This window comes from Butyrivibrio sp. WCE2006 (genome assembly GCF_000701985.1).
Classification (GTDB): Bacteria; Bacillota; Clostridia; order Lachnospirales; family Lachnospiraceae; genus Butyrivibrio.
In genome coordinates this window covers 145,335-164,515 of the sequence record NZ_JNKH01000003.1, presented here as the reverse complement: position 1 = coordinate 164,515, position 19,181 = coordinate 145,335, and the positions used below count along the sequence as shown (strand labels likewise).

Genomic DNA, 19,181 nt, shown 5'->3' with positions numbered 1-19,181 from the left:
TCCTTTTTTATTTTGCTGCGATGCTTTGCAGTATCACACGTTGAATCTGAATAAAATAACATCTCCGTCCTGGACAACATATTCTTTGCCTTCCATGCGGACAAGTCCTTTTTCTCTTGCTGCGGCAAGTGAACCCTCGCGGAGAAGATCTTCGTAATTAATAACCTCAGCTTTGATGAATCCTCTCTCAAAGTCTGTATGAATCTTTCCTGCTGCCTGGGGTGCCTTTGTGCCAATTTTTATAGTCCAGGCTCTGGTCTCATCCTCACCTGATGTAAGAAAACTCATAAGTCCAAGAGTTCTGTAGCTGGCTGCTATGAGCTTATCAAGACCTGACTCTGCAAGGCCAAGGCTCTCAAGGAACTCTGCCTTCTCATCTGCCTCAAGCTCAGAAATCTCAGCTTCAATCTGAGCACTGATCACAAATACTTCACTTCCGGATTTTGAAGCAAGCTCGCGAACAGCTGCAACATATTTATTAGAAGCTCCATCGTCGGCGAGATCATCCTCTAAAACGTTAGCTGCATAAATAACAGGCTTCCAGGTAAGAAGGTCATAAGTATTCATAAGTGCCTTCTCATCATCGTCCTCAATCTCAAGTTCTCTTGCCATCTTGCCATTTTCAAGGACTGCCTTAATCTTATTAAGAAGCTCAAGTTCCTTAGCTGCTGTCTTGTCCATTCTTGCAGCCTTGGTAGTCTTGGCAATTCTTCTCTCAAGGACTTCAAGATCAGCAAAAACAAGTTCAAGATTAATTGTCTCTATATCTCTGGCCGGATCAACTGATCCATCCACGTGAACAACATTGGGATCATCGAAACATCTGACTACATGCACAATTGCATCTGTCTCACGAATATTGGCAAGGAACTGGTTTCCAAGACCTTCACCTTTTGAAGCACCCTTAACGAGTCCGGCAATATCTACGAACTCAATTGTAGCAGGCGTTACCTTCTTGGAATGATACAAATCCCCAAGAAGCTGAAGTCTCTTGTCCGGAACTGCAACGATTCCCACATTAGGATCAATTGTTGCGAAAGGATAATTTGCAGCAAGTGCTCCTGCATTTGTAAGTGAATTAAAAAGGGTACTTTTTCCGACGTTCGGAAGTCCCACGATTCCTAGTTTCATCTTTTATATATCTCCTTCTAAAAATGCTTTATTTAAGCCATTTGTTATCTCAGCCTGTTATACCGAGTACCACGCCGGGCACCATTTTTGTATTAATTATGCGTTATGACACATTGTGACACAAAAATAGTCCTGACACAGCGAATATATATTACCATGTCAGGACGGATTTGTAAAAACATGCAGTGACTTTTCCGGCACAGCGCTGCATTAATTAACGCGGAATTTTCCGCTATACTCCTCTTCAGGAGTAAATACGGCGGCAGGTTATGACTCCTGCTTTACAATCGCCCTAAGGCTACGCCGCAATTTTTTATAAAATAGTTACCATTGAATCAATTGGATTCCTTTTTTTATCGCTAGATACACCTTTGAAATCGCTAGCGCGAAATCCCAAATCCAGGAAACAAATAGGATAGATGTTTTCTGGCAGGTCAAAAACCTTCTGTGTTTTAAGAACATCATTCACTCCAGCCCAACATGTATCCAATCCTATATCTGTTGCTGCCAGCATCATATGTGTTGCTGCAATAACACCATCTGTCAAATAGCTATTTCCACCCTGAAAATTACTTGCAGCATTTTTATCGGAACATACTAGAATTACCATCGGTGCTCCATAACGGCATGGATGAACACTGTCCATCCTCTGAAGAGCTTCTCCACTTTTTAGTATATACACTCGTTGTGGTTGTTTATTAAAAGCTGTTGGTGCTAAGCGCCCCGCTTCTAGAATATATTTCACTTGATCTTCTGTTGGCTTTGTATCGCTGTACTTACGAACAGACTCTCTCTTCTGAATAACTTTATTAAATTCCATATCTATAATCTCCTTTGCTACATTGATTCTGTTATTTAAAAGATATGTCAGTTATTCAAAAAATCCAAAACTCCACAGTAACATAGCAAATTTCATGAATCTCGTTCCTCCGGCGAATTTACTAAGTATAAGTTAAATAACTCATCCTGAATTATACGGGATGAATTTTAAAAATGTCAGTGAAAAATTTCTTACTTTATGCACGAAGATGATGAATTCTTTGATGAGGTAGACTGATAATAATACTCTGCATACCTCCGCTTTGCATGGCCCGGTCTTGTCCGACCTTTTATTCAAGGTTGCGCCGACAAGGCGCAATTTCCTCGTATTAAATAAAAAAACTGTGCCCTCTTTTTTAGAAGGCACAGTCTTTTGACACTCACATCTTTTTAATAATTTAGAAGACGATTAATCTCATCAACCATGTCATTGATTGCACTAGCCTGCTGTGCAACATGCTCAGTATTTGTAGCATTATTTCCAGCCATGGTACTGATAGCCACAAACTGCTCGTTCTCACTTCTGATACTCTCTGCGATATTCTGGTTAATCTCAACAGTTTTTTTGATGATTTCTGACTGGCGTTTATGTGCCTCATTCATCTCTTCAATTGCATTAACCGAATCATTCAGCATTGTAGTCATTTCACTTATGTCGCCAAATACTGTCTTAAACTGTTCATTCTGTTCAGCAAGCTTATTGGCATTTATCTCAACCTGTCCTGTAATCTCTTCTACGTTCTTCTGAACTCTTTCAATTATTGCACCAACGTCCTTAAGTGAGCTCTGCGTGTTTTCTGCAAGCTTACCAACTTCAGTTGCTACAACAGCAAATCCCTTTCCAGCATCACCCGCTCTTGCGGCCTCAATTGAAGCATTAAGAGCAAGAAGGCTTGTTGATGACGAAATTCCCTGAATAAGTTCAAGCGTTGTTCCAATTTCTTCTACTGCCTTTAGAAGTCTGTCTGCAATATCTGTTGTAACTGCCATAGAATCAGAAACTTCAGAATTTATTCCCTGAAGATCATTTAATGATTTCTCATTTTCTTTTGACTTCTTAAGAAGGTTGTCAGATGTCTTCTCAACAGTCTCAACATTTTCTTCTACAATGCTTGCGCAATCATTAAGCTCTGACAAGTTTGCCATACTCTCATCTGCTTTATTACCAAGAATATTACTGTTTTTAACAAGCTCATCACTTGTTGCTGATAGCTCTTCTGCTGAAGCGCTCTCACTTGATGAGATATCCAAAAGAGTTGTTCCTGCAGTTACCATCTTGGAAGATATTGAACGAACAGCATCCATAACACCTGTAACACGCCTGTTGTTCTCTTCAAGCTCATCCTTTTTGGCAGTAATCAAAAAGTGTGAAACAAAGAATAAGAACATTACAAGGCCGGCTAACGAAAGCACAAGGCCTACAACACACATGATTACATCTGTAATAAAGAGTTCGTCTTTTACTGGCAAAAGAGCTGTGCCTCTGACAAACCATGCAATAAACATAGAAACAATACAAATACTGCCGGTAACGGACAGTAGCTTAATATCCATAAAGAATCCGATAAGTATCAGGAAGAAACATAAAAATCCCCAGAATGTTCTGGTCGGAACCATGTAAATAATGTAGTTCCACTGAAGGATAAGAACAACTGAGCAGAAAATCTTTCCTATTTGAAGTTTTCCATCTTTTAAATATCCATCTTCATCAAATGAAGACTTAAGAATCAGCATTCCTGTAATAAAGAAACACACATCCATGATACCGAAAATTATTACTGCGATCCAAGGGATAACCTGATAAAAGCCAATTGTCTTTTCTACTATGAACATTGCTGTAGCAAACATACAGGCCGATACCAGTGCAGTAATACCCCATTTAAAAACCGCAGACAGGTATACTTCAAAAGCAGATTTTTTATTCATTGATAATTACCTCCTGAGATAAATGGTTTATGTTAACCATATTGTCACAACTATTTTACTAAATTCCGCAAATCCTCATAAGTAAATATCTCTTAAATTATTATTAAAAAACTCTGCGTTGAAATGAATTATTTATTTCACATTGTATTACCTGTCTTTCCAGCATTTAATTGCATGCAGCATTTTCGCCCTTCTTCACATGACGATTCATATCTTTCCAGCCACCAAAGGACTGACACATGGTTGCTTCCGGTTTCTGAAGCATGATAAGGATCTGATTATTCACAGAATACCTGGGTAGTTTTGCGCAAAAATTCAAATACTCTTTATACCCGTCACTTGAGAAAACATCCTTAACACCGTTCTCCAGCTTGGCAGTCATTGCTTCCATCTCAGCTTTCCTTGCCTCGGCAGCTGCCTTCGGGTCAAAAGTGCTTGTATCATATGCCATATCACGAATCCTCCTTCACCTTTTTATTCACTTCTTTAGACTTTTCTTTCATCTCAGAAAGCTTGTCCTTAACAAGAAAGAATGTCGCTTGCGACATTCTCGCGCCGAGCGCGGTTGCTGAAGGCAACATATTCCTATCGCGCGAGTGCGCATCCATAGCGGAGCGCTTTTTATGATATAGGAATTTCGGAGAAATTTCCTATATCATAAAAAGAGCAGGCTTGTCAGCCTGCCCTCCCATGCGTTTCGCATATTCAACTAATCTCGATAGTCTGGCCATTACTCATCCTCCCCTGTGTTTTATTAATGGAAGAAGTGTTTCCATAACTAGAGATAATCCTGACGATGAGTTGCATTTTGGTAAAGAGGTCAGCTTGAAAATCTATGACCGTCAAGAAATTGCTTACGGTGAAAGTCGGTATCAGATTGTTCAGCAGCCGCATCTTAATACAAAGTCACCAATCTTGAATAACAGACGTGGAGATCTGATGCTTTTGATTAATGGCATGCCTGCAGAAGATGGTTACCTCTCTTATCACGCTTTCCGATTCGATGTTTTGCTCTTAACTCCTGAGCCCGATCAAAATCTTCTGGCGAAACAAGCTTTTCATGGGTGCCTTCTACATAAACCTTTTCAACATCTCCATAATTATTGATTTTCTTTTGAACCAGATAATCAGGAACATATTGCTTACGATAAACAATTCTACCGCAATAAAAAGGATTGCTAAGCATTCTATTGATGTAACCAGACTGCCATCTGGTAAGCCCTGTTGCAGTCTTTCGACCCTCCTGCTCCATGATGTCCTGAATTTTACGAACACCATTACTGCTGATTAGCCTCTATAAGCTCTTGCAGTGTGATATGAACATTTCTGTATCGGGCTTCCGGGTTGGGCTCATTTATTGTGGCAAACTGCAGGGCTTTTGTAGGGCAGGCCTGGATGCATGCCATACAGTTTATGCAATTCGTGTAATTATAGTCCGGGCGTTTGTTTTCCAACCGGATACATCCTCGTGGACAGATACGGCTGCAGGTACCGCAGCCGACGCAGCGTTCATTTACGCGGTAAAGCGGGAAGGAATACATCGGGCCGGCTTGTTCTTTGAAGTGCATGTAGTTATTATAAAAATCCGTTTCTTCCTTTGACGCAGCCTGAATATAGTGCTTTTCTGTATCGATGTCAGCTTTGATCAGTGCAAGATGCTCGTCAACTTTCTTTTCACCTTCGATTTGTCTCTGCTGATTCATATCAAATACTATAATTGCGTTGTCATGCATGATAATGGTATTGATATAATTCGCTTCTTTCCCGATAGATGAAAGAAATTCCTGGGTACGGCCGGCAACCCCACCGTGATGGCAGCCGTAGGTCACAACCAGATAAAAATATTCTGTTTCAAATTCTGAATCACGGATGAAATCCTTCACCATAGACGGGATCTCAAACTCAAAAAGCGGGCAGACAATCCCGATCTTATCGGCAGTATAATGCCGGTTTGTCTTTTTCATTTCCTGGGGAATGCTGACAAGTTCCTGATCCAGCTGCTTCGCTGCATAGAGACTGTTTCCGGTTGCTGAAAAAAATAAGATCATCTCAGATTTCCTTTTCCTTTTCTTTACTTGATGAATTCATTATAACTCCTCCAATGAACCATGCAAAATAACAATTTCAAATAATCTGTCATACAAAAATCAAATATCAGAATGGTGATAAACCGCCCACTATGCTATACTTGTATCACTATAGAGAAAGCATGGGGACATATGCATGGATATGATAAGTCTTGAGATCTTTATGATGGCAGCAGAAGAAAGAAATATCACAAAGGCAGCGGAACTGCTGCATCTGTCTCAGCCAACAGTCTCCAGAAGGATCCAGGAACTGGAAAATGAGCTTGGCCGGCAGCTGTTCTTGAGGACGAACAGATCTGTAACTCTGACTGATGAAGGCAGACAGTTCATGGAAACAGCATCGGATATACTGAGAATCTACAGAAAAGCAGTTAACCGGGAAAAGGATCAGAAATTTCTAAAAGGTGATATATACATCGGATCAGGAGAGATCCCGGCTTTTTCAAAGCTTTCGGAACAGATCCGGGACTTCCGCCGCCTGCAGCCCGGAATCTGTTTTCATATTCAGTCTGGAAATGCCGAGGAAATCCGTGAGGATGTGGAAAAGGGAGTTCTTGATCTGGGGCTGCTGACCCGATCCGTCAGTACAGAGCTCTTCGAAAGCCTGGAGTACCCGGGTAAAGCATGCTGGGGTGTTCTAGTAAAGAATGACCATCCTCTTGCATTGCGGGAACAGATCAGAGCCGAAGACCTTGAAAAGGAATCCCTGATCATTCCGGAAAACCAGGTATATTACAGGGAATTGACCGGCTGGTTTTCCAAAAGTCCGGACATAGCCGCTGTCTATACCCTGGCACATAATGCCATCCAGCTTGTAAAGCAGGGGCTTGGCCCCATGCTGTGCTTCGAAGATCCGGACCTCCTGAGGGAAGGACTCACGTTCGTTGCGATTACTCCCTGCAAATGGGCTACGCCTCTGCTGATCTGGAAGAAACGAGAAGCACAGTCAGATGCAGTCAATGCATTTCTGAAATTTATCGAAGAAACAAGGAACTGACCTGAGTTAACACATTTTCAGGCATCCGCTAACCTCAATCGCTCAACTACAGTCTCCTTCATAGTTCTGCTATAGATCACCACCGGAATGATCATCGCTACCATTAGAATAACCGGTGTCACAATCATAATTGGCATCAGAGAGAATCTATATGTATAAAACCACATCTCCATTCCAATACTCTTTACTAAAAGAACCGAAAATACGCTGCTAAGAATCATTCCAAAAATCAATGCCAATCCACCATATACGATGCCCTCAAAACAGATACTTGTCCTCTGGATGCGTTTTGTCATACCAACAGCCTCAAGCATGGCAAGTTCAAGTCTTCTTGAAAGCACTGATGTCACAAGGGTATTTATCAGGTTCAGAATACCTATAAGTGCAAGCACTGATGTCAAAAGTCCGCCTACAACCTTGAACATACCTATCAGTCCATCAAATTCTTTTCTGTATACAGCTCTTGATGAATATTTTAGTGATGGCTCGGCATTACTTGTATAATCCGCCATCCATTTTTCTATAACAGGTTCCGCTTCATCAGTAGTATCCACGAGAGTTCTCATAGGTGTTCTGTCTCCAAAGAAATCCAGAAATTCTTCTGACGGTAGAACATAATTAACGTCCATATCCGTATAGTACTGTATTCTCATAGAAAAAGGGATGCTTACTGTTGCCAAAACTTCATATTCTCTTGTCTCTCCTGCATTGTTATTTACAGCAATGGTCTCACCCGGCAGAAAATATGGAACAAGGCTACTCTCTTTATCGCCTCCGTTATTATACTCGTTTACGATGATATATTTACCGGTCTTAAATTTATCTGCATCATATTTTCCCTGAACAAAATCCAGATTACGGACAGCATAATCATCCATACCATAAACTTTGGCAACCGTTCCAGTGCTCTCATTCAGATATTCGATTTCTCCATCACCGGCAGCATATGAAGCCCCATCCCTCATCCATGTATCTACATTTTCATTATCAAGAAGCCTTTCCTTAAAACGAGCAAAATCCCTGTCACCCAGTTCCTGATAGCAATACTGTTCAGCATATATATTTCCTATGTCCAGAATCCCATCCTGCTTCTTAAGTTCACTGATAAAGGAATCGGTAACCCCGTCATAAGTCTGCCCGGTTGCTCCAAGATTATCTGTTATAGCATCTGCAACTGAAAAGTCCGTTTTGACATAATTAGATATATATTTACTCTCGTCAAATCCGATGATCATCGTATATACGCTGTTTAACACAACCAGCGACAGTGCAAGGGAGAGCACAACATAAAAGCAGCGTTTCTTTTCCCTAAAAACATTCCTTAAAGCAAAACTCACAGGAGTAAACTTCCCATTATGCTTCTTTGTTTTGCAGGCGCTGACATTCTCAGTATATCTGAGGGCTTCTATAGGTGTTACCTTTGATGCAAGCCTAACTGCTTTCCTTACCGATAACCTTACTGTGATATAGGAAAAGAGAATTGAAAAAGCCAATACCCAGACATTGATCACAGCCTTATTGTCAGTTGTTTCCGAGAATACAAGCTGTCTCATGACAAGAGGAAGAAGCAGGCTGCCAACAATCAATCCTCCTATCACGCCCATGATAATCCCGGGCACAGCATGATAAACAGACTGCCATTTCACTATATTTCTAAGTTGTCTGCTACTGGTTCCAACTGTTTTAAGAAGCCCATATGAGCGTATGTCAGTATAGATATTTATCCTGTATACGTTGCTGATGATGAGATATCCCGAAACAAAAAATGTTGCAAGCATTGTTATCATCAGTAAAACAGTAGTAAGGTCCATTGTTCCCACTGATGATGCCCAGTTAACACCAATCTCTGTATTATCCGGAAGACCATTCCTTACAACAGTTTTATATGTCTGGCCACTGACATCAAACGGAGAATAAAAGTCTATATCTGCGCAAATTCTTCCATAAAGATCATCCACAGTTCCCATGAAACCATCTTCATAAAACGAAACCGTCGGTGTCGGAGAATATTTGTCCTGAAAAGTCTTAGATACCAATACCATTTGAGCCATGGATATCCTGTCGCCGGTGTAGATTCCTGAAATCCTGAATTCTTTTTTTATAATACCTTTTCCGGTTTCAATCTGCAGAGGAAGAATACTCCCAATCAATAATTCATATTCAGAAGTATTTCTCGCATCCATACAAAAAGCCTGCAAGATCAGGCTGCTGACTGCAATTTCGTCCTCTTTTACCGGAAGATAGCCTACTTCAGGATAACAGAACCCCTTTTTAGCGCTTGTTTCATCGCAATAGTTTGCCTCAGTATACAGTTTTAAATGTTCCTGATTCACAACATTTCCGACATATATTCTCTCTGATACTTCTTTCAGCTTTGAATCAGCTGCAATCCTGTTATATTCATCCTCAGTGAGGTTCTTAATACTTGCATCAGATGTACCTCCCGATTGTCTTGCAGTTGATTCCTGAAATTTTGATACTATGCTTCCTCCAATTGTGAAAAGAGCTGTAAACATAAATGTACAAAGCGCAATCGCAGCTATGACCACCATACTTTTTCTATGATTCGCTTTTACTGTTTTTAATGCTATTTTTCTTATAACTTTCCTATTATTGACCCTTGGTCCCTTCATCCTTCTGTCGTTCCTCATACCTCACACCTCTTTTGACACTATAAGGCCGTCTTCAATCCTTATAATCCGGTCAGCCATCTGAGCAATCTCATCATTATGCGTGATCATGATGATGGTCTGTGAATACTTCTCCCCAATGACCTTAAGAAGCCCCAATACATCCTGGCTTGTCTTTGAATCAAGGTTTCCTGTGGGCTCGTCTGCCAGAATGACCTGCGGTGCTGAAGATAATGCTCTTGCAATTGCAACACGCTGTTGCTGTCCTCCGGAAAGCTGATTAGGATAAGCATTCCTCTTTTCTGTGAGCCCCAAGGTATCAATAATCTGATCCACGAACTCCTTGTCAGGGACATTACCATCAAGTTCTATCGGTAGCACAATGTTCTCATATACAGAAAGAACCGGGACAAGGTTAAAAGACTGGAATACAAAGCCAATCTTCCTTCTGCGGAATATGGTCAGTTCTTCATCTTTTAAAGTAAAAATATCTTTTCCATCGATTGAAACAGATCCTGAAGTCGGGCGGTCAAGCCCTCCAAGCATATGCAGCAAAGTTGACTTACCGCTCCCTGATGTACCAACTATTGCAATAAACTCTCCCTTTTGTACCGAAAGGTTAATCCCTTTCAGTGCCTCTACTGCTGTATCACCTTTTCCATATGTTTTTCTCAGATCTGATACACGTAATATTTCCATTCTGAGCCTCCACTATAATGAATTTTGCTTGCAAAATACTTGCGCGTGAGCGGATTGCTTTAGCAATATACTCCTCTCCGCGAGCTGCGCATATAAAAATCACCTGTAAAGGAGAATGACTTCTTGAATGCAAAAAGGAAAATGCATTCAGGAATCTACCGATCTCCTCTACAGATGATTATCACATACAAATCTTTCCAGAATCTTTCAAGACATTACTTTAAATCTTACAGTTTTGTCATATTTCACTTTTTCGGAAGGAAAACCGAAAACGTAGTTCCTTCTCCCAGCTTAGAGCTTAACTTAATGTAGCCTCCTTCACCTGATATTATCTCTCGGGCAAGATGTAGGCCAATCCCAACACCTTCCTTCGATTTCACATTGCTTCCGCGATAAAAACGCTGGAATACTTTTGCTGATTCTTCCTCAGGAATACCTATGCCGGTGTCACTGATATCTACGCAGGCAAACATTTCGTAATCCTTTGTACTGATCGTAATACTTCCCTGATCAGTATACTTGATAGCATTATCTACGATATTTACAATTGCTTCCTGCGTCCATTTCTTATCAATAAGTGCCCTTGCATCAGTATCTTTAATCTCCAGTTTTATGTCCTTAGCCTCAGCCTTTTCCCGAAGCTGTATGGCAACATCCTTTAATAATGGATTAAGCTCTTCATTATCAGTCTCAAGTGACAGAATCCCGTTTTCCAGCCTTGACAGTTTTACAAGACTGTCTATCAGGAACCTTAGTTTTTCTGCCTGTGCATGTATAGCTTCGACATTTGATTTTTCATCGCCGGTAAGATCAGCACTTTCAAGCAGTTCACTATATAGAATAAGATTTGAGATTGGTGTTTTGGTCTGATGGGAAATATCTGAAATAAGGGATTTTATCTTATCACGTTCATCCTTAACGTTCTGTGCAGAGATGGAAGATGCGCTTAAAAAATCCGACAGTTCCGACTCCAGTTTAGATAACCGCCCCTCATCAAAATGCTCCGGTGCAAACTCCCCATTCATTGCCGTATGAATCATGCTTTCCAGGGAGTCAAATAATTTCCTGGTTTTTACTCTGTTAATTACGATTGCTATGCAGGCGACAATCATAAGGCAAATACCGATAACAATAATAAGTTTATCCATTCTCTTTCACCCAGCTATAGCCTATCCCATATACTGTTTTAATCTTTTCCTGCGCAGAAAGCTTATCCCTAAGCCTTTTTACAGTAACAGATAATGCATTCTCATCAACATATTCAGCCCCATCAGTCCAGAGTCTGTCTATCAGCGTTTCTCTTTTTACGGTCAGCCCTGCATTGTCTGTCAGTACTCTTAACAGACGCTGCTCTGTTTTTGATAATTCCACAGTTTTACAATTTACAGAAAAAGCCATGTTATTATAGTCAAACACATAAATACCATCAGCAAATACACCTGACTCATTTCCATGATTAGTCTTTCGCAGCTGGGTATTTACTCTCGCACGCAGAACAGCAAGGGAGAACGGCTTTGTAATATAATCATCCGCTCCCTGCTCAAGACCTGTGACTATATCCTTATCAGTATCATTAGCAGTTAAAAGAATTACCGGTACATTGGGTGTTTTTCCTTTTATTTCCTTTAACAGGTCCAATCCACTTCCATCCGGAAGATTGATATCCAAAAGCACAAAAGAAACTGTACCAAGAGACAACTGTTCTTTTGCTTCACTTATGCACTCACAAGAAACAATCTGCCTGTCATTTTCTTTTAAAGCCTTACATAGCCCCTGATTTAAAGTTATATCGTCCTCAACAATAAGAATCTGTTCCATAGCTCCTCACCTAATAACATCTTTTGTGTCATATTCCAAAGGCGTGTTTTAACATCATTTTCACACGATAATCTTTTAATGCGCAAAAAAGCATGCATTTTCATTACCAAAACACATGCTTCTATGATATCACAACATCAAATACTTGTTATCGTGCAGAACACTGCCCTTCATTTTTTATATAATCCTATTCCTTATATCTTAGATTACCATTCAGCAACACATCAAATTTACCGGCATACATTTCATCTATTACCTGTTCGCAAGGCACTCTGCAATATCGCATTTCTTTTGATGTGTCATGAACTCTAAAAGTGGTCTGTTTATTCTTCCGGCTTTCTTCAAGATACGAGTCCAAATACGGCTGCGCCTCTTCTCTTGTCATGTTAGCATCCACATTAAGCCGCATAAACGATGATAACACACTGATGCACCTTGCACCTCCAAGACTTACTATTCCATTTCGAGCATTTCTATCATCCGAACAAAAGACATATATCTGCTCGCCAAATTTTATACTAAGCGTCTGAAGAAGGACATAACTTTTAAGCTCTCCGAGATTATTACCAGGTCCTATATCGTCACAGTCTTCCGAAAGCTCCTTCAAAAACTGTTCTTTTGTAGTCTTCATATAATCAACACCCTGGAGTCTCTTAAACTGTTCTTCAAAATATCCGCTTCTATATGCCTCACACCCATTTTTCAACATATTGGAATACATGGCCACTGCTGAATCTGAGTATATAACCTTTAGTTCATCAACAATCTCTTCGTCTGTAATACAATGAACCACTCCAGATGATATCTTTTTCTCAAGCCACTCAGGAGAGCCTGCAATATTATGCCTTTGGAATTCTGTTTTTATCTGTTCATGACAATAGAAGCGATACCCCGGCATCTCCGTTATACGATCAATCAGCTTATTCTCTTCATCCTTACGGATCAAATGCGTCTTGGAAATAAAATCAGTATCAAGAAGAGCATATTTCTCTTTCATCAAATGCCCACCTCTTAGCCTTCCGCGAGAAAGCCCTTTCTGATTTTTTCCAAATACTCCATATCCGATTTCTCACGGCTTTCTGTCAGAAGTTCCTGTTCTTTGTTGTACTCCATATCATCAAGGAGACTTCCAAGATATGAAAGATCCTTACTATTTTGTTGCCATTTTAAAGCTTTACCCGTAAGTTTAATTCTTTCTAAAACATAATCAGAGTCACATTCCAGTAGTTCTTTGGCTTTACTATTTGAAATATCATGGTTCTCAACAAGCCTCAGTACCACCGCCTTGTACGGAAGTGCAAACAATTCCATCAAGATAAGGACATCATCAACAGATATCTTATCCGCAGCAATACCATATAGTTTGATCTGCTCAACCAATATTCCGTCAGGCATTAGAAGTAATCCAGCAAAAGCGTTTGCCTCAAGATCCTCCTGAGATTTCGCAGTATCATCCGCAGTTTTTGAATCCAATAATGAGCCGCTTGCTATGGTACTAGGGTCTATATCTTCAGCATAGCAGTGAATGTGGTACAGCTCATGAGCAACAGCAAATATCTGTTTACAAAGAGCCAAGCCGGAATTGATGCAAAGAAATATTGTTCCCTTTTTTACAAAGGTAAATGCCCATAATTCATCATCCTTAAAAGGATATCTGAGCACTTCCAGCGTTAATTCCCTTTTTCTGGCATAGTTTTCAGCAATGCTAAATATGGAATCACGGATAATCGTGCTTCCACAATAATTTACAGAAAAAGCCTTTGCCAAAGCATTTATGCTCTCAAACTGTTTAGGCTGCTTGCCAAACAGGCTTTCTTCTAATATATTCCCCATTAGTCATTCCCCCAAGGCTGCATCATGGCATTTCCATTTTCACGTACTCTCTTGTGGAAAAGAATCATATCTGAAAGTTCATCAGCTATTTTCAGTGCCTGTCTTGCCTCTTCAGACTGAACTTTGCCCATAAAAGCATGGACAATATCAGTATCCCCATATTCAGGAGAAATCCTTGTGAGTTCCTCCATCCTTACACCAAGGTATTCAGCTATAGACTTAAGTTCAATGGCATTAATCATGCGTGCACCATTAAGCATCTTATTCACCGTCTGCTTATTTGTCCCAAGTGCTTCTGCAAGATCTGTCTGTTTTTTATTCTGTTTCTTAAGCAGTGCAAGTATATTGCCTGCGATCATCATATTCATATCAATCATGAAAAGTGTTCCTCCTATCGTTTGCATGTAATAGGTTTTTACACTTATATCGTACATCCGCCCCTTATAATAGTCAATATTACATATACTTTTGATTATATCTGCTTGCAGTAGTCACCAATAGAGTTACTAAAATTTCAGTATAGTTCCCTTTAATAACAAGTATAACTGTGCGCACTCTTCTTCTCAAAAAAGGTATGTAAAAAACCGAAACAAGCACTGCATTTAACAGCACATTTGCAATCATCGATATATTATTTACCTGGTCCCACATGGCTTCAGTAATCATTAATTCTCTTCACCTCTATAATTTTTGAAGTAATACCTTACTCCGCTCTCTTTTTGTTGTAATCCATCAGGGCTTTTACAAAAACCGGATAGTTTTGTTTTGAGATAAGTGCTTCACCCCTTGCCATATAGCACGTTCCCGAATCATACCTCTTTACAAATCGTAGATTTACAAGATATCCTCTATGAGTCCTTAAAAAATCATCACCTACAAGCTTTTCTAGTTCTGATAGATGTCCATAATATTCAATTTCATCAGTTCTTGTATGTACGATTATCTTGGCACCATACACTTCTGCAAAAACAATATCTGAAAGGGCAAAAAAGAGCCGGATAGAAATATTTTTCCATCCGACTTTACATTAACAATATAACTTTTAACCATACTGTTTAAATCTGAACATCAATCGAACCCCCATCTGAAACCGGAGCTGCCATTGCCGGCATTGATACGGTTACCCCCTGCACTGCAGAAGCTGACTGTCCACCTCCCATACCGGGAATACTCCCTGCTTTTCCAAGCTCATGCTTGATCATATCTTTAAGATATTCCATATTTGCTTTTACAATAGCCTTGTTTTCCGAAGCCCTGTGCTTCCGCTTTAGATCCTCAAAATCCTCTTTGCTCATATGCGGATCTACGACTTCCATATCTTCAAGCATCTCCATGGTCTCTTCCAACTCTTCCAGTTCTTTCTCGCCAAATTCAGAGATCATCTTGTTCAGGTCTGCCATCATTTCATCCGAAACATTAGCCCCGCTTTCTTCTATCTGCGAGAGGACATCCTGCAACTGAACCGCCCCCTCACTTTGTTCGGCGGCATTTCGGTCGTCACATCTTAAATCCGCTTCGCGGATGGTGACTCCCTGCAACTGAACCGCCCCCTCACTTTGTTCGGCGGCATTTCGGTCGTCACATCTTAAATCCGCTTCGCGGATGGTGACTTCCTCCAGCATCTCCTCGCGCTCATCGAAGATTTGGTCTTCTTTCTCAGTTATCTTTTCTTCCTCTGCCTGTGTTATGGCACTCTGAATACCCCGAACAGCATCTTCCTGTTCGTCAAGGCGCTCATCCTGCTTCTGAGCACGAGCCACCATTTCTTCCAGCTCCAGATGATGTTTCTTTTTCCTTGCCACCATTTCCATGCGCTTTGCATGGGTTAAAGCAAACTGTAGTTCCTCAGGATCACCATCCCCCGCAGAAATCTTTCTCTTTATCTGCGTCACAGCTCTTTTTGCTGCCAGTACTGCCTGCCCGGCACTGTTTGATGTCTTGGCACTCTGTATTTTGGATGCAACCTCTTTATAATTATAGGTCGGCTTAGGCGCTGTCTCTTCCTCTGCTGCATCCGGGGAACCGGATGATGTCAGAAAATCATTTATTTTTTTATTATTCTGATCTTGCTGAGAATCCTGCTTCAGTGAGCGTATCATCTGCCGCATCTGCTGTGATAATCCTTTTCGATCATTAACCTCATTGTCTGTTCTTCTGTCAAAGCTTGATACAAAAGGATTTACCGTCATTTTCCCCATGACTGTATTTTTCATGGCTCCGTCAGTCTTCTGAGCATAGAGATTCCCCTGGGCATTCTTCATGTACTGTGAACTATATAGATTATTCGCAATAAATGATATATTCATGCCGTACCTCATAACATGTAGGAATCGTATTTATACGATTTCTCTCGCGCCAGCCGCACGCTGCATAGCAGCAATTTCCACTGTGCGGCTGTGTGCATAAAACATCAGCCTCTGAAATCTATCTTTGTTCCTACCATCTGCTCGGTCTGAGTCATAACTTTTCCGGATGCATTATTGTATGAGTATGTCTGCACCTTGGAGAGAAGTTCATCCATGGAATCTGCTTTGAATGTTACATATTCCTCGTCATCTTTAATCCTGGAATCATCTTTATCAGTATCTTCCTTTTCAGCTTTTTTATCCCTGGCTTTTTGAATACGTTCCTCCTGCGCCTTCTTTTCCGCTTTCTTCTTCTCCTGAAGTTTCTGAGCCTTCTTCTCTGCTGCTTTCTTTTCTGTACGCTTTTTCTGAAGATCTGAAGATTTATTTACAGTGGCAAAGAAACTCTCCTTACCATTAGAATCAACACTCATCCCAAAATTCTTAACACTTGCGCCGCTGCTGGCAAGTCCCATCTTAGCCTCTGACATCTTTGTCTGTGCCATGGCAATGATTCCTTCATACTTCTTACGATATGATTCATCCGTCGCCATCCGCTCAAGCTTCTCTTCATCTATAAGGACTACCATTTTGTTGGCATTGCCATAGGAAGCAGCATTCTGCTGGACCTGTGCTTTCATATCCTTGCTGACAGCAATGAACTCCATATTATGATATTTTGATTTCAGCGAATTATAGTAGTCCTTTGCCTTATCGGAAAGCTGCACATCTCCAATAGTCATCCCATATTCAGTTTTTCTGGGCACAAGTGAACTCGTGGTATCTATCGGACTCCACGCTTTTGTTTCTACTTTAGCCTGCTGAGAATTTTTTGCTGAACCAGCCTGATCTGCCCTACCTGTATTAGGAGTCTTAGACACTCCCGATTTCTCGTTATAGACACTCTGATTTATCTGCTGATATGCAGAAATGCCATTAATTCCTGTCATACTGATCTACCTCCTTGTAAAAAAGCCGACATCCATTTCATTCATATATATCTAAAAGCGCATAGTAAGACACTTATCCATTTCTTATATATTTTTTATCGTCTTAACTACTGCCGGAATATACCCTTAAAATATTAAAAAAATATAAAGTTCTTTGTACCCTTATTGTTGTACGAAAAAAGGCCTTCAGAAAACAAATCCTGAAGTTCTTCCATATTACTGTAATACCAGCCTATGAATCACAGATCATCTGTCTTTCCACCTGGCATCCAATCCATAGAACATAAGTATTCATAAAAAGTCATGTATTCCGGAACAGGCCATTTTCCCTCAACATACTCAATCAGATCCGAATCAGCGCTATACTCATCATCGATGCATTTCCCATATACAGTTAATTCATCGCTACTATTCCCAGCCCAGTAATCTCCTGTTTCCGCATCAAAAACCAGTGTCTGATACTTCTCTTCGCTGTTAGGCAACAAATCGTCACCCGCAAGATCAAGTACAATGAAGTGATAGTGTTCTAATGCGGCCGCTTGCTCTTTAAGCCCATCCAGGCTCTGGCTTACCCTGCTAGTTGTATAATTTGCGCTGTTACCCTGAACATTCTTATATGTTCGATATATTGCTTCATAGTTGTCATTATGACGATAAAAATCATTTAAATCATATTTCATGGTGTGCCTGAATGTATTGGAATCTAAATACCACTCTTGCTCTTCCTCATCATAATCTTCTGTCAATGATACAAATGAACATTTATGCACTTCCGGAAACTGAATCTGCTCATCCTCAAATGTATTTGCTGATAGAGAGAAATTCTTTCCACAACCAAGTAATCCTATGCTAAGACCCAATATTGTTATTGCAGACAATACCTTTTTCATTAAATAATTCCCCATCTTTATTCTTTATGACTTTTGTCTTTTAAAGTCTCCCAATAAATATTACCACTCATATATCCAAAAGTCTCTTCATCACAGAATCTTTTGACTAGATCTAACCGTAATTCCTCGTAAAAATCTTTACTGTATTGCTTGAAAGAAAGGTGTGAAAACAGTTTTGACTTGGTAAAATCTGATATAGAATCACAATTACTAATCAGGGTCTTCATAATCCTCTTTTCTGTAATAAAAATGAAAAAGAGCCTCCGCTGCGGATTTTCTTATTGATAAATCCTCTGATTCCAATAACCCGGAAAACCAGGAACATATCACATCGTCATATCGGTCGCTATCCGCTACTTCATTAAAAAGCCTCGCCGCATTAAGTACAGTCGCTACTTGCCACTTCAGTCTTTCGTTACCGGGATACTCTTCAATTCTCTTTTTAGCATCAGTAAAGACATCCTGCTCCAAGTCCTGTTTGAATTTCTCGTAGTCCATTGTCTACCTCCTTTGAATAGTGAATAGTTACTGCTCAAAATGAGCGTAAAAAAGCAGCTACCTCGATTGAGATAACTGCTATGTAACGTTCAATATTCAATTAGGGCGACAAACTTGTATTTATCTCCTGATACCATTTTCATCAAAAGTTTTCTTAAGAGCTCTTTCCACAAACACAATTGAACCCAATATGGCCACAAGCTGTATTCCTTCAACAATAAGTGTCATATATCCAATTGCATTTTCACTCGAATGTGAAAAAGGTATCTGAATAATAATTGTCGGAATTAATAACAGCAATCCGAGTTTAAGCCACAACTTGCCGCAGTAATCATGTGCAAACTTCCATGTATCCATATTTTTTCTGGACATAGTTGTTCTATATCCAATAATTCCATTAATCTCTTTTGGCGGATATTTGGACATAAAGAATCCACATATCAGCATGACAATCGGAATTAATAAGTTACAGATAAATATCATAATATAAAACCACATATTTATTCTCCTTTGCCCAACAAATTTGAATTGTGCGTTTAACTTCGTATATAACTGACA

20 protein-coding genes are annotated in these 19,181 nt (G+C 40.1%); 1 reads left to right on the top strand and 19 read right to left on the bottom strand.

Annotation, left to right across the window (positions count from 1 at the left end; translation table 11 throughout):
- Positions 1 to 33 precede the first annotated feature (33 nt).
- The 6 genes from ychF to T501_RS03740 all read right to left on the bottom strand — a co-directional run bounded on the left by ychF (position 34) and on the right by T501_RS03740 (position 5,924).
- Complete coding sequence (gene ychF, locus T501_RS03765) at positions 34 to 1,131, bottom strand: redox-regulated ATPase YchF (RefSeq protein WP_044913383.1); 1,098 nt, start codon at positions 1,129 to 1,131, stop codon at positions 34 to 36.
- 313 nt (positions 1,132 to 1,444) lie between these two features.
- On the bottom strand, positions 1,445 to 1,951 hold the full coding sequence (locus T501_RS03760; RefSeq protein WP_026490262.1) for a nitroreductase family protein: 507 nt from the start codon (positions 1,949 to 1,951) through the stop codon (positions 1,445 to 1,447).
- A 389-nt stretch (positions 1,952 to 2,340) separates the two neighbouring features.
- Positions 2,341 to 3,876 carry a methyl-accepting chemotaxis protein gene (locus T501_RS03755; protein WP_044913382.1) on the bottom strand — a complete coding sequence of 512 codons (1,536 nt, stop codon included), beginning with the start codon at positions 3,874 to 3,876 and terminating at the stop codon, positions 2,341 to 2,343.
- A gap of 166 nt (positions 3,877 to 4,042) precedes the next feature.
- Positions 4,043 to 4,327: an ArdC-like ssDNA-binding domain-containing protein gene (locus tag T501_RS03750; RefSeq protein WP_026511844.1), complete on the bottom strand. Its 285-nt coding sequence runs from the start codon at positions 4,325 to 4,327 to the stop codon at positions 4,043 to 4,045.
- Positions 4,328 to 4,825: 498 nt separating this feature from the next.
- Entirely contained in the window at positions 4,826 to 5,128 is a 303-nt protein-coding gene (locus T501_RS03745) for a recombinase family protein (RefSeq protein ID WP_044913380.1), read from the bottom strand.
- A gap of 25 nt (positions 5,129 to 5,153) precedes the next feature.
- Positions 5,154 to 5,924, bottom strand: coding sequence for an EFR1 family ferrodoxin (locus T501_RS03740; protein ID WP_044913378.1), 771 nt, complete (start codon positions 5,922 to 5,924; stop codon positions 5,154 to 5,156).
- 175 nt (positions 5,925 to 6,099) lie between these two features.
- On the opposite strand from T501_RS03740, the gene T501_RS03735 reads away from it, so the two are divergent.
- Positions 6,100 to 6,960, top strand: coding sequence for a LysR family transcriptional regulator (locus T501_RS03735; RefSeq protein ID WP_044913376.1), 861 nt, complete (start codon positions 6,100 to 6,102; stop codon positions 6,958 to 6,960).
- 17 nt (positions 6,961 to 6,977) lie between these two features.
- On the opposite strand, the gene T501_RS03730 is transcribed toward T501_RS03735, so the two are convergent.
- From T501_RS03730 to T501_RS03660, 13 genes are all read right to left on the bottom strand, one after another.
- On the bottom strand, positions 6,978 to 9,611 hold the full coding sequence (locus T501_RS03730) for an ABC transporter permease (RefSeq protein ID WP_044913374.1): 2,634 nt from the start codon (positions 9,609 to 9,611) through the stop codon (positions 6,978 to 6,980).
- A gap of 3 nt (positions 9,612 to 9,614) precedes the next feature.
- Positions 9,615 to 10,289 (bottom strand): ABC transporter ATP-binding protein, encoded by a 675-nt coding sequence (locus tag T501_RS03725; RefSeq protein WP_044913372.1) that lies wholly within the window; start codon positions 10,287 to 10,289, stop codon positions 9,615 to 9,617.
- Positions 10,290 to 10,534: 245 nt separating this feature from the next.
- Positions 10,535 to 11,437 carry a sensor histidine kinase gene (locus T501_RS03720; protein ID WP_044913370.1) on the bottom strand — a complete coding sequence of 301 codons (903 nt, stop codon included), beginning with the start codon at positions 11,435 to 11,437 and terminating at the stop codon, positions 10,535 to 10,537.
- Positions 11,430 to 12,107 carry a response regulator transcription factor gene (locus T501_RS03715; RefSeq protein WP_044913368.1) on the bottom strand — a complete coding sequence of 226 codons (678 nt, stop codon included), beginning with the start codon at positions 12,105 to 12,107 and terminating at the stop codon, positions 11,430 to 11,432. Before T501_RS03715 ends, T501_RS03720 begins: the two co-directional genes overlap by 8 nt.
- 187 nt (positions 12,108 to 12,294) lie before the next feature.
- A complete protein-coding gene (locus tag T501_RS03710; protein ID WP_044913366.1) occupies positions 12,295 to 13,104 on the bottom strand; it encodes a hypothetical protein in 810 nt (269 codons plus the stop codon).
- Positions 13,105 to 13,118: 14 nt separating this feature from the next.
- Positions 13,119 to 13,940 (bottom strand): ImmA/IrrE family metallo-endopeptidase, encoded by an 822-nt coding sequence (locus T501_RS03705; RefSeq protein ID WP_026511858.1) that lies wholly within the window; start codon positions 13,938 to 13,940, stop codon positions 13,119 to 13,121.
- Entirely contained in the window at positions 13,940 to 14,344 is a 405-nt protein-coding gene (locus T501_RS03700) for a helix-turn-helix domain-containing protein (RefSeq protein ID WP_442856338.1), read from the bottom strand. The genes T501_RS03705 and T501_RS03700 overlap by 1 nt, the downstream gene beginning before the upstream one ends.
- Positions 14,345 to 14,643: 299 nt before the next feature.
- On the bottom strand, positions 14,644 to 14,940 hold the full coding sequence (locus tag T501_RS22360) for a LytTR family DNA-binding domain-containing protein (RefSeq protein ID WP_255347409.1): 297 nt from the start codon (positions 14,938 to 14,940) through the stop codon (positions 14,644 to 14,646).
- Between the two features lie 55 nt (positions 14,941 to 14,995).
- The gene (locus T501_RS03685) at positions 14,996 to 16,246 is read right to left on the bottom strand and encodes a hypothetical protein (protein ID WP_044913364.1); all 1,251 of its coding nucleotides are present in this window, start codon (positions 16,244 to 16,246) and stop codon (positions 14,996 to 14,998) included.
- Between the two features lie 104 nt (positions 16,247 to 16,350).
- Complete coding sequence (locus T501_RS03680; RefSeq protein WP_044913362.1) at positions 16,351 to 17,235, bottom strand: DUF6033 family protein; 885 nt, start codon at positions 17,233 to 17,235, stop codon at positions 16,351 to 16,353.
- Between the two features lie 239 nt (positions 17,236 to 17,474).
- Positions 17,475 to 18,125, bottom strand: a complete 651-nt coding sequence (locus T501_RS03675) for a hypothetical protein (RefSeq protein ID WP_044913361.1) — start codon at positions 18,123 to 18,125, stop codon at positions 17,475 to 17,477.
- A 210-nt stretch (positions 18,126 to 18,335) separates the two neighbouring features.
- Positions 18,336 to 18,623, bottom strand: a complete 288-nt coding sequence (locus T501_RS03665; RefSeq protein WP_044913358.1) for a hypothetical protein — start codon at positions 18,621 to 18,623, stop codon at positions 18,336 to 18,338.
- Positions 18,624 to 18,743: 120 nt separating this feature from the next.
- Complete coding sequence (locus tag T501_RS03660; RefSeq protein ID WP_026511865.1) at positions 18,744 to 19,121, bottom strand: SdpI family protein; 378 nt, start codon at positions 19,119 to 19,121, stop codon at positions 18,744 to 18,746.
- Positions 19,122 to 19,181: the final 60 nt, after the last annotated feature.

Excerpts from the sequence above, each read along its gene's own strand:
- T501_RS03705 (WP_026511858.1), bottom strand. The coding sequence starts at position 13,940 with ATGGGGAATATATTAGAAGAAAGCCTGTTTGGCAAGCAGCCTAAACAG.
- T501_RS03665 (WP_044913358.1), bottom strand. The coding sequence starts at position 18,623 with ATGGACTACGAGAAATTCAAACAGGACTTGGAGCAGGATGTCTTTACT.
- T501_RS03750 (WP_026511844.1), bottom strand. The coding sequence starts at position 4,327 with ATGGCATATGATACAAGCACTTTTGACCCGAAGGCAGCTGCCGAGGCA.
- T501_RS03730 (WP_044913374.1), bottom strand. The coding sequence starts at position 9,611 with ATGAGGAACGACAGAAGGATGAAGGGACCAAGGGTCAATAATAGGAAA.
- T501_RS03755 (WP_044913382.1), bottom strand. The coding sequence starts at position 3,876 with ATGAATAAAAAATCTGCTTTTGAAGTATACCTGTCTGCGGTTTTTAAA.
- T501_RS03760 (WP_026490262.1), bottom strand. The coding sequence starts at position 1,951 with ATGGAATTTAATAAAGTTATTCAGAAGAGAGAGTCTGTTCGTAAGTAC.
- T501_RS03745 (WP_044913380.1), bottom strand. The coding sequence starts at position 5,128 with ATGGAGCAGGAGGGTCGAAAGACTGCAACAGGGCTTACCAGATGGCAG.
- T501_RS03710 (WP_044913366.1), bottom strand. The coding sequence starts at position 13,104 with ATGAAAGAGAAATATGCTCTTCTTGATACTGATTTTATTTCCAAGACG.
- T501_RS03715 (WP_044913368.1), bottom strand. The coding sequence starts at position 12,107 with ATGGAACAGATTCTTATTGTTGAGGACGATATAACTTTAAATCAGGGG.
- T501_RS03720 (WP_044913370.1), bottom strand. The coding sequence starts at position 11,437 with ATGGATAAACTTATTATTGTTATCGGTATTTGCCTTATGATTGTCGCC.
- T501_RS03660 (WP_026511865.1), bottom strand. The coding sequence starts at position 19,121 with ATGTGGTTTTATATTATGATATTTATCTGTAACTTATTAATTCCGATT.
- T501_RS03675 (WP_044913361.1), bottom strand. The coding sequence starts at position 18,125 with ATGAAAAAGGTATTGTCTGCAATAACAATATTGGGTCTTAGCATAGGA.
- T501_RS03740 (WP_044913378.1), bottom strand. The coding sequence starts at position 5,924 with ATGATCTTATTTTTTTCAGCAACCGGAAACAGTCTCTATGCAGCGAAG.
- T501_RS03685 (WP_044913364.1), bottom strand. The coding sequence starts at position 16,246 with ATGAATATATCATTTATTGCGAATAATCTATATAGTTCACAGTACATG.
- T501_RS03735 (WP_044913376.1), top strand. The coding sequence starts at position 6,100 with ATGGATATGATAAGTCTTGAGATCTTTATGATGGCAGCAGAAGAAAGA.
- T501_RS03680 (WP_044913362.1), bottom strand. The coding sequence starts at position 17,235 with ATGACAGGAATTAATGGCATTTCTGCATATCAGCAGATAAATCAGAGT.
- T501_RS03700 (WP_442856338.1), bottom strand. The coding sequence starts at position 14,344 with ATGCAAACGATAGGAGGAACACTTTTCATGATTGATATGAATATGATG.
- ychF (WP_044913383.1), bottom strand. The coding sequence starts at position 1,131 with ATGAAACTAGGAATCGTGGGACTTCCGAACGTCGGAAAAAGTACCCTT.
- T501_RS03725 (WP_044913372.1), bottom strand. The coding sequence starts at position 10,289 with ATGGAAATATTACGTGTATCAGATCTGAGAAAAACATATGGAAAAGGT.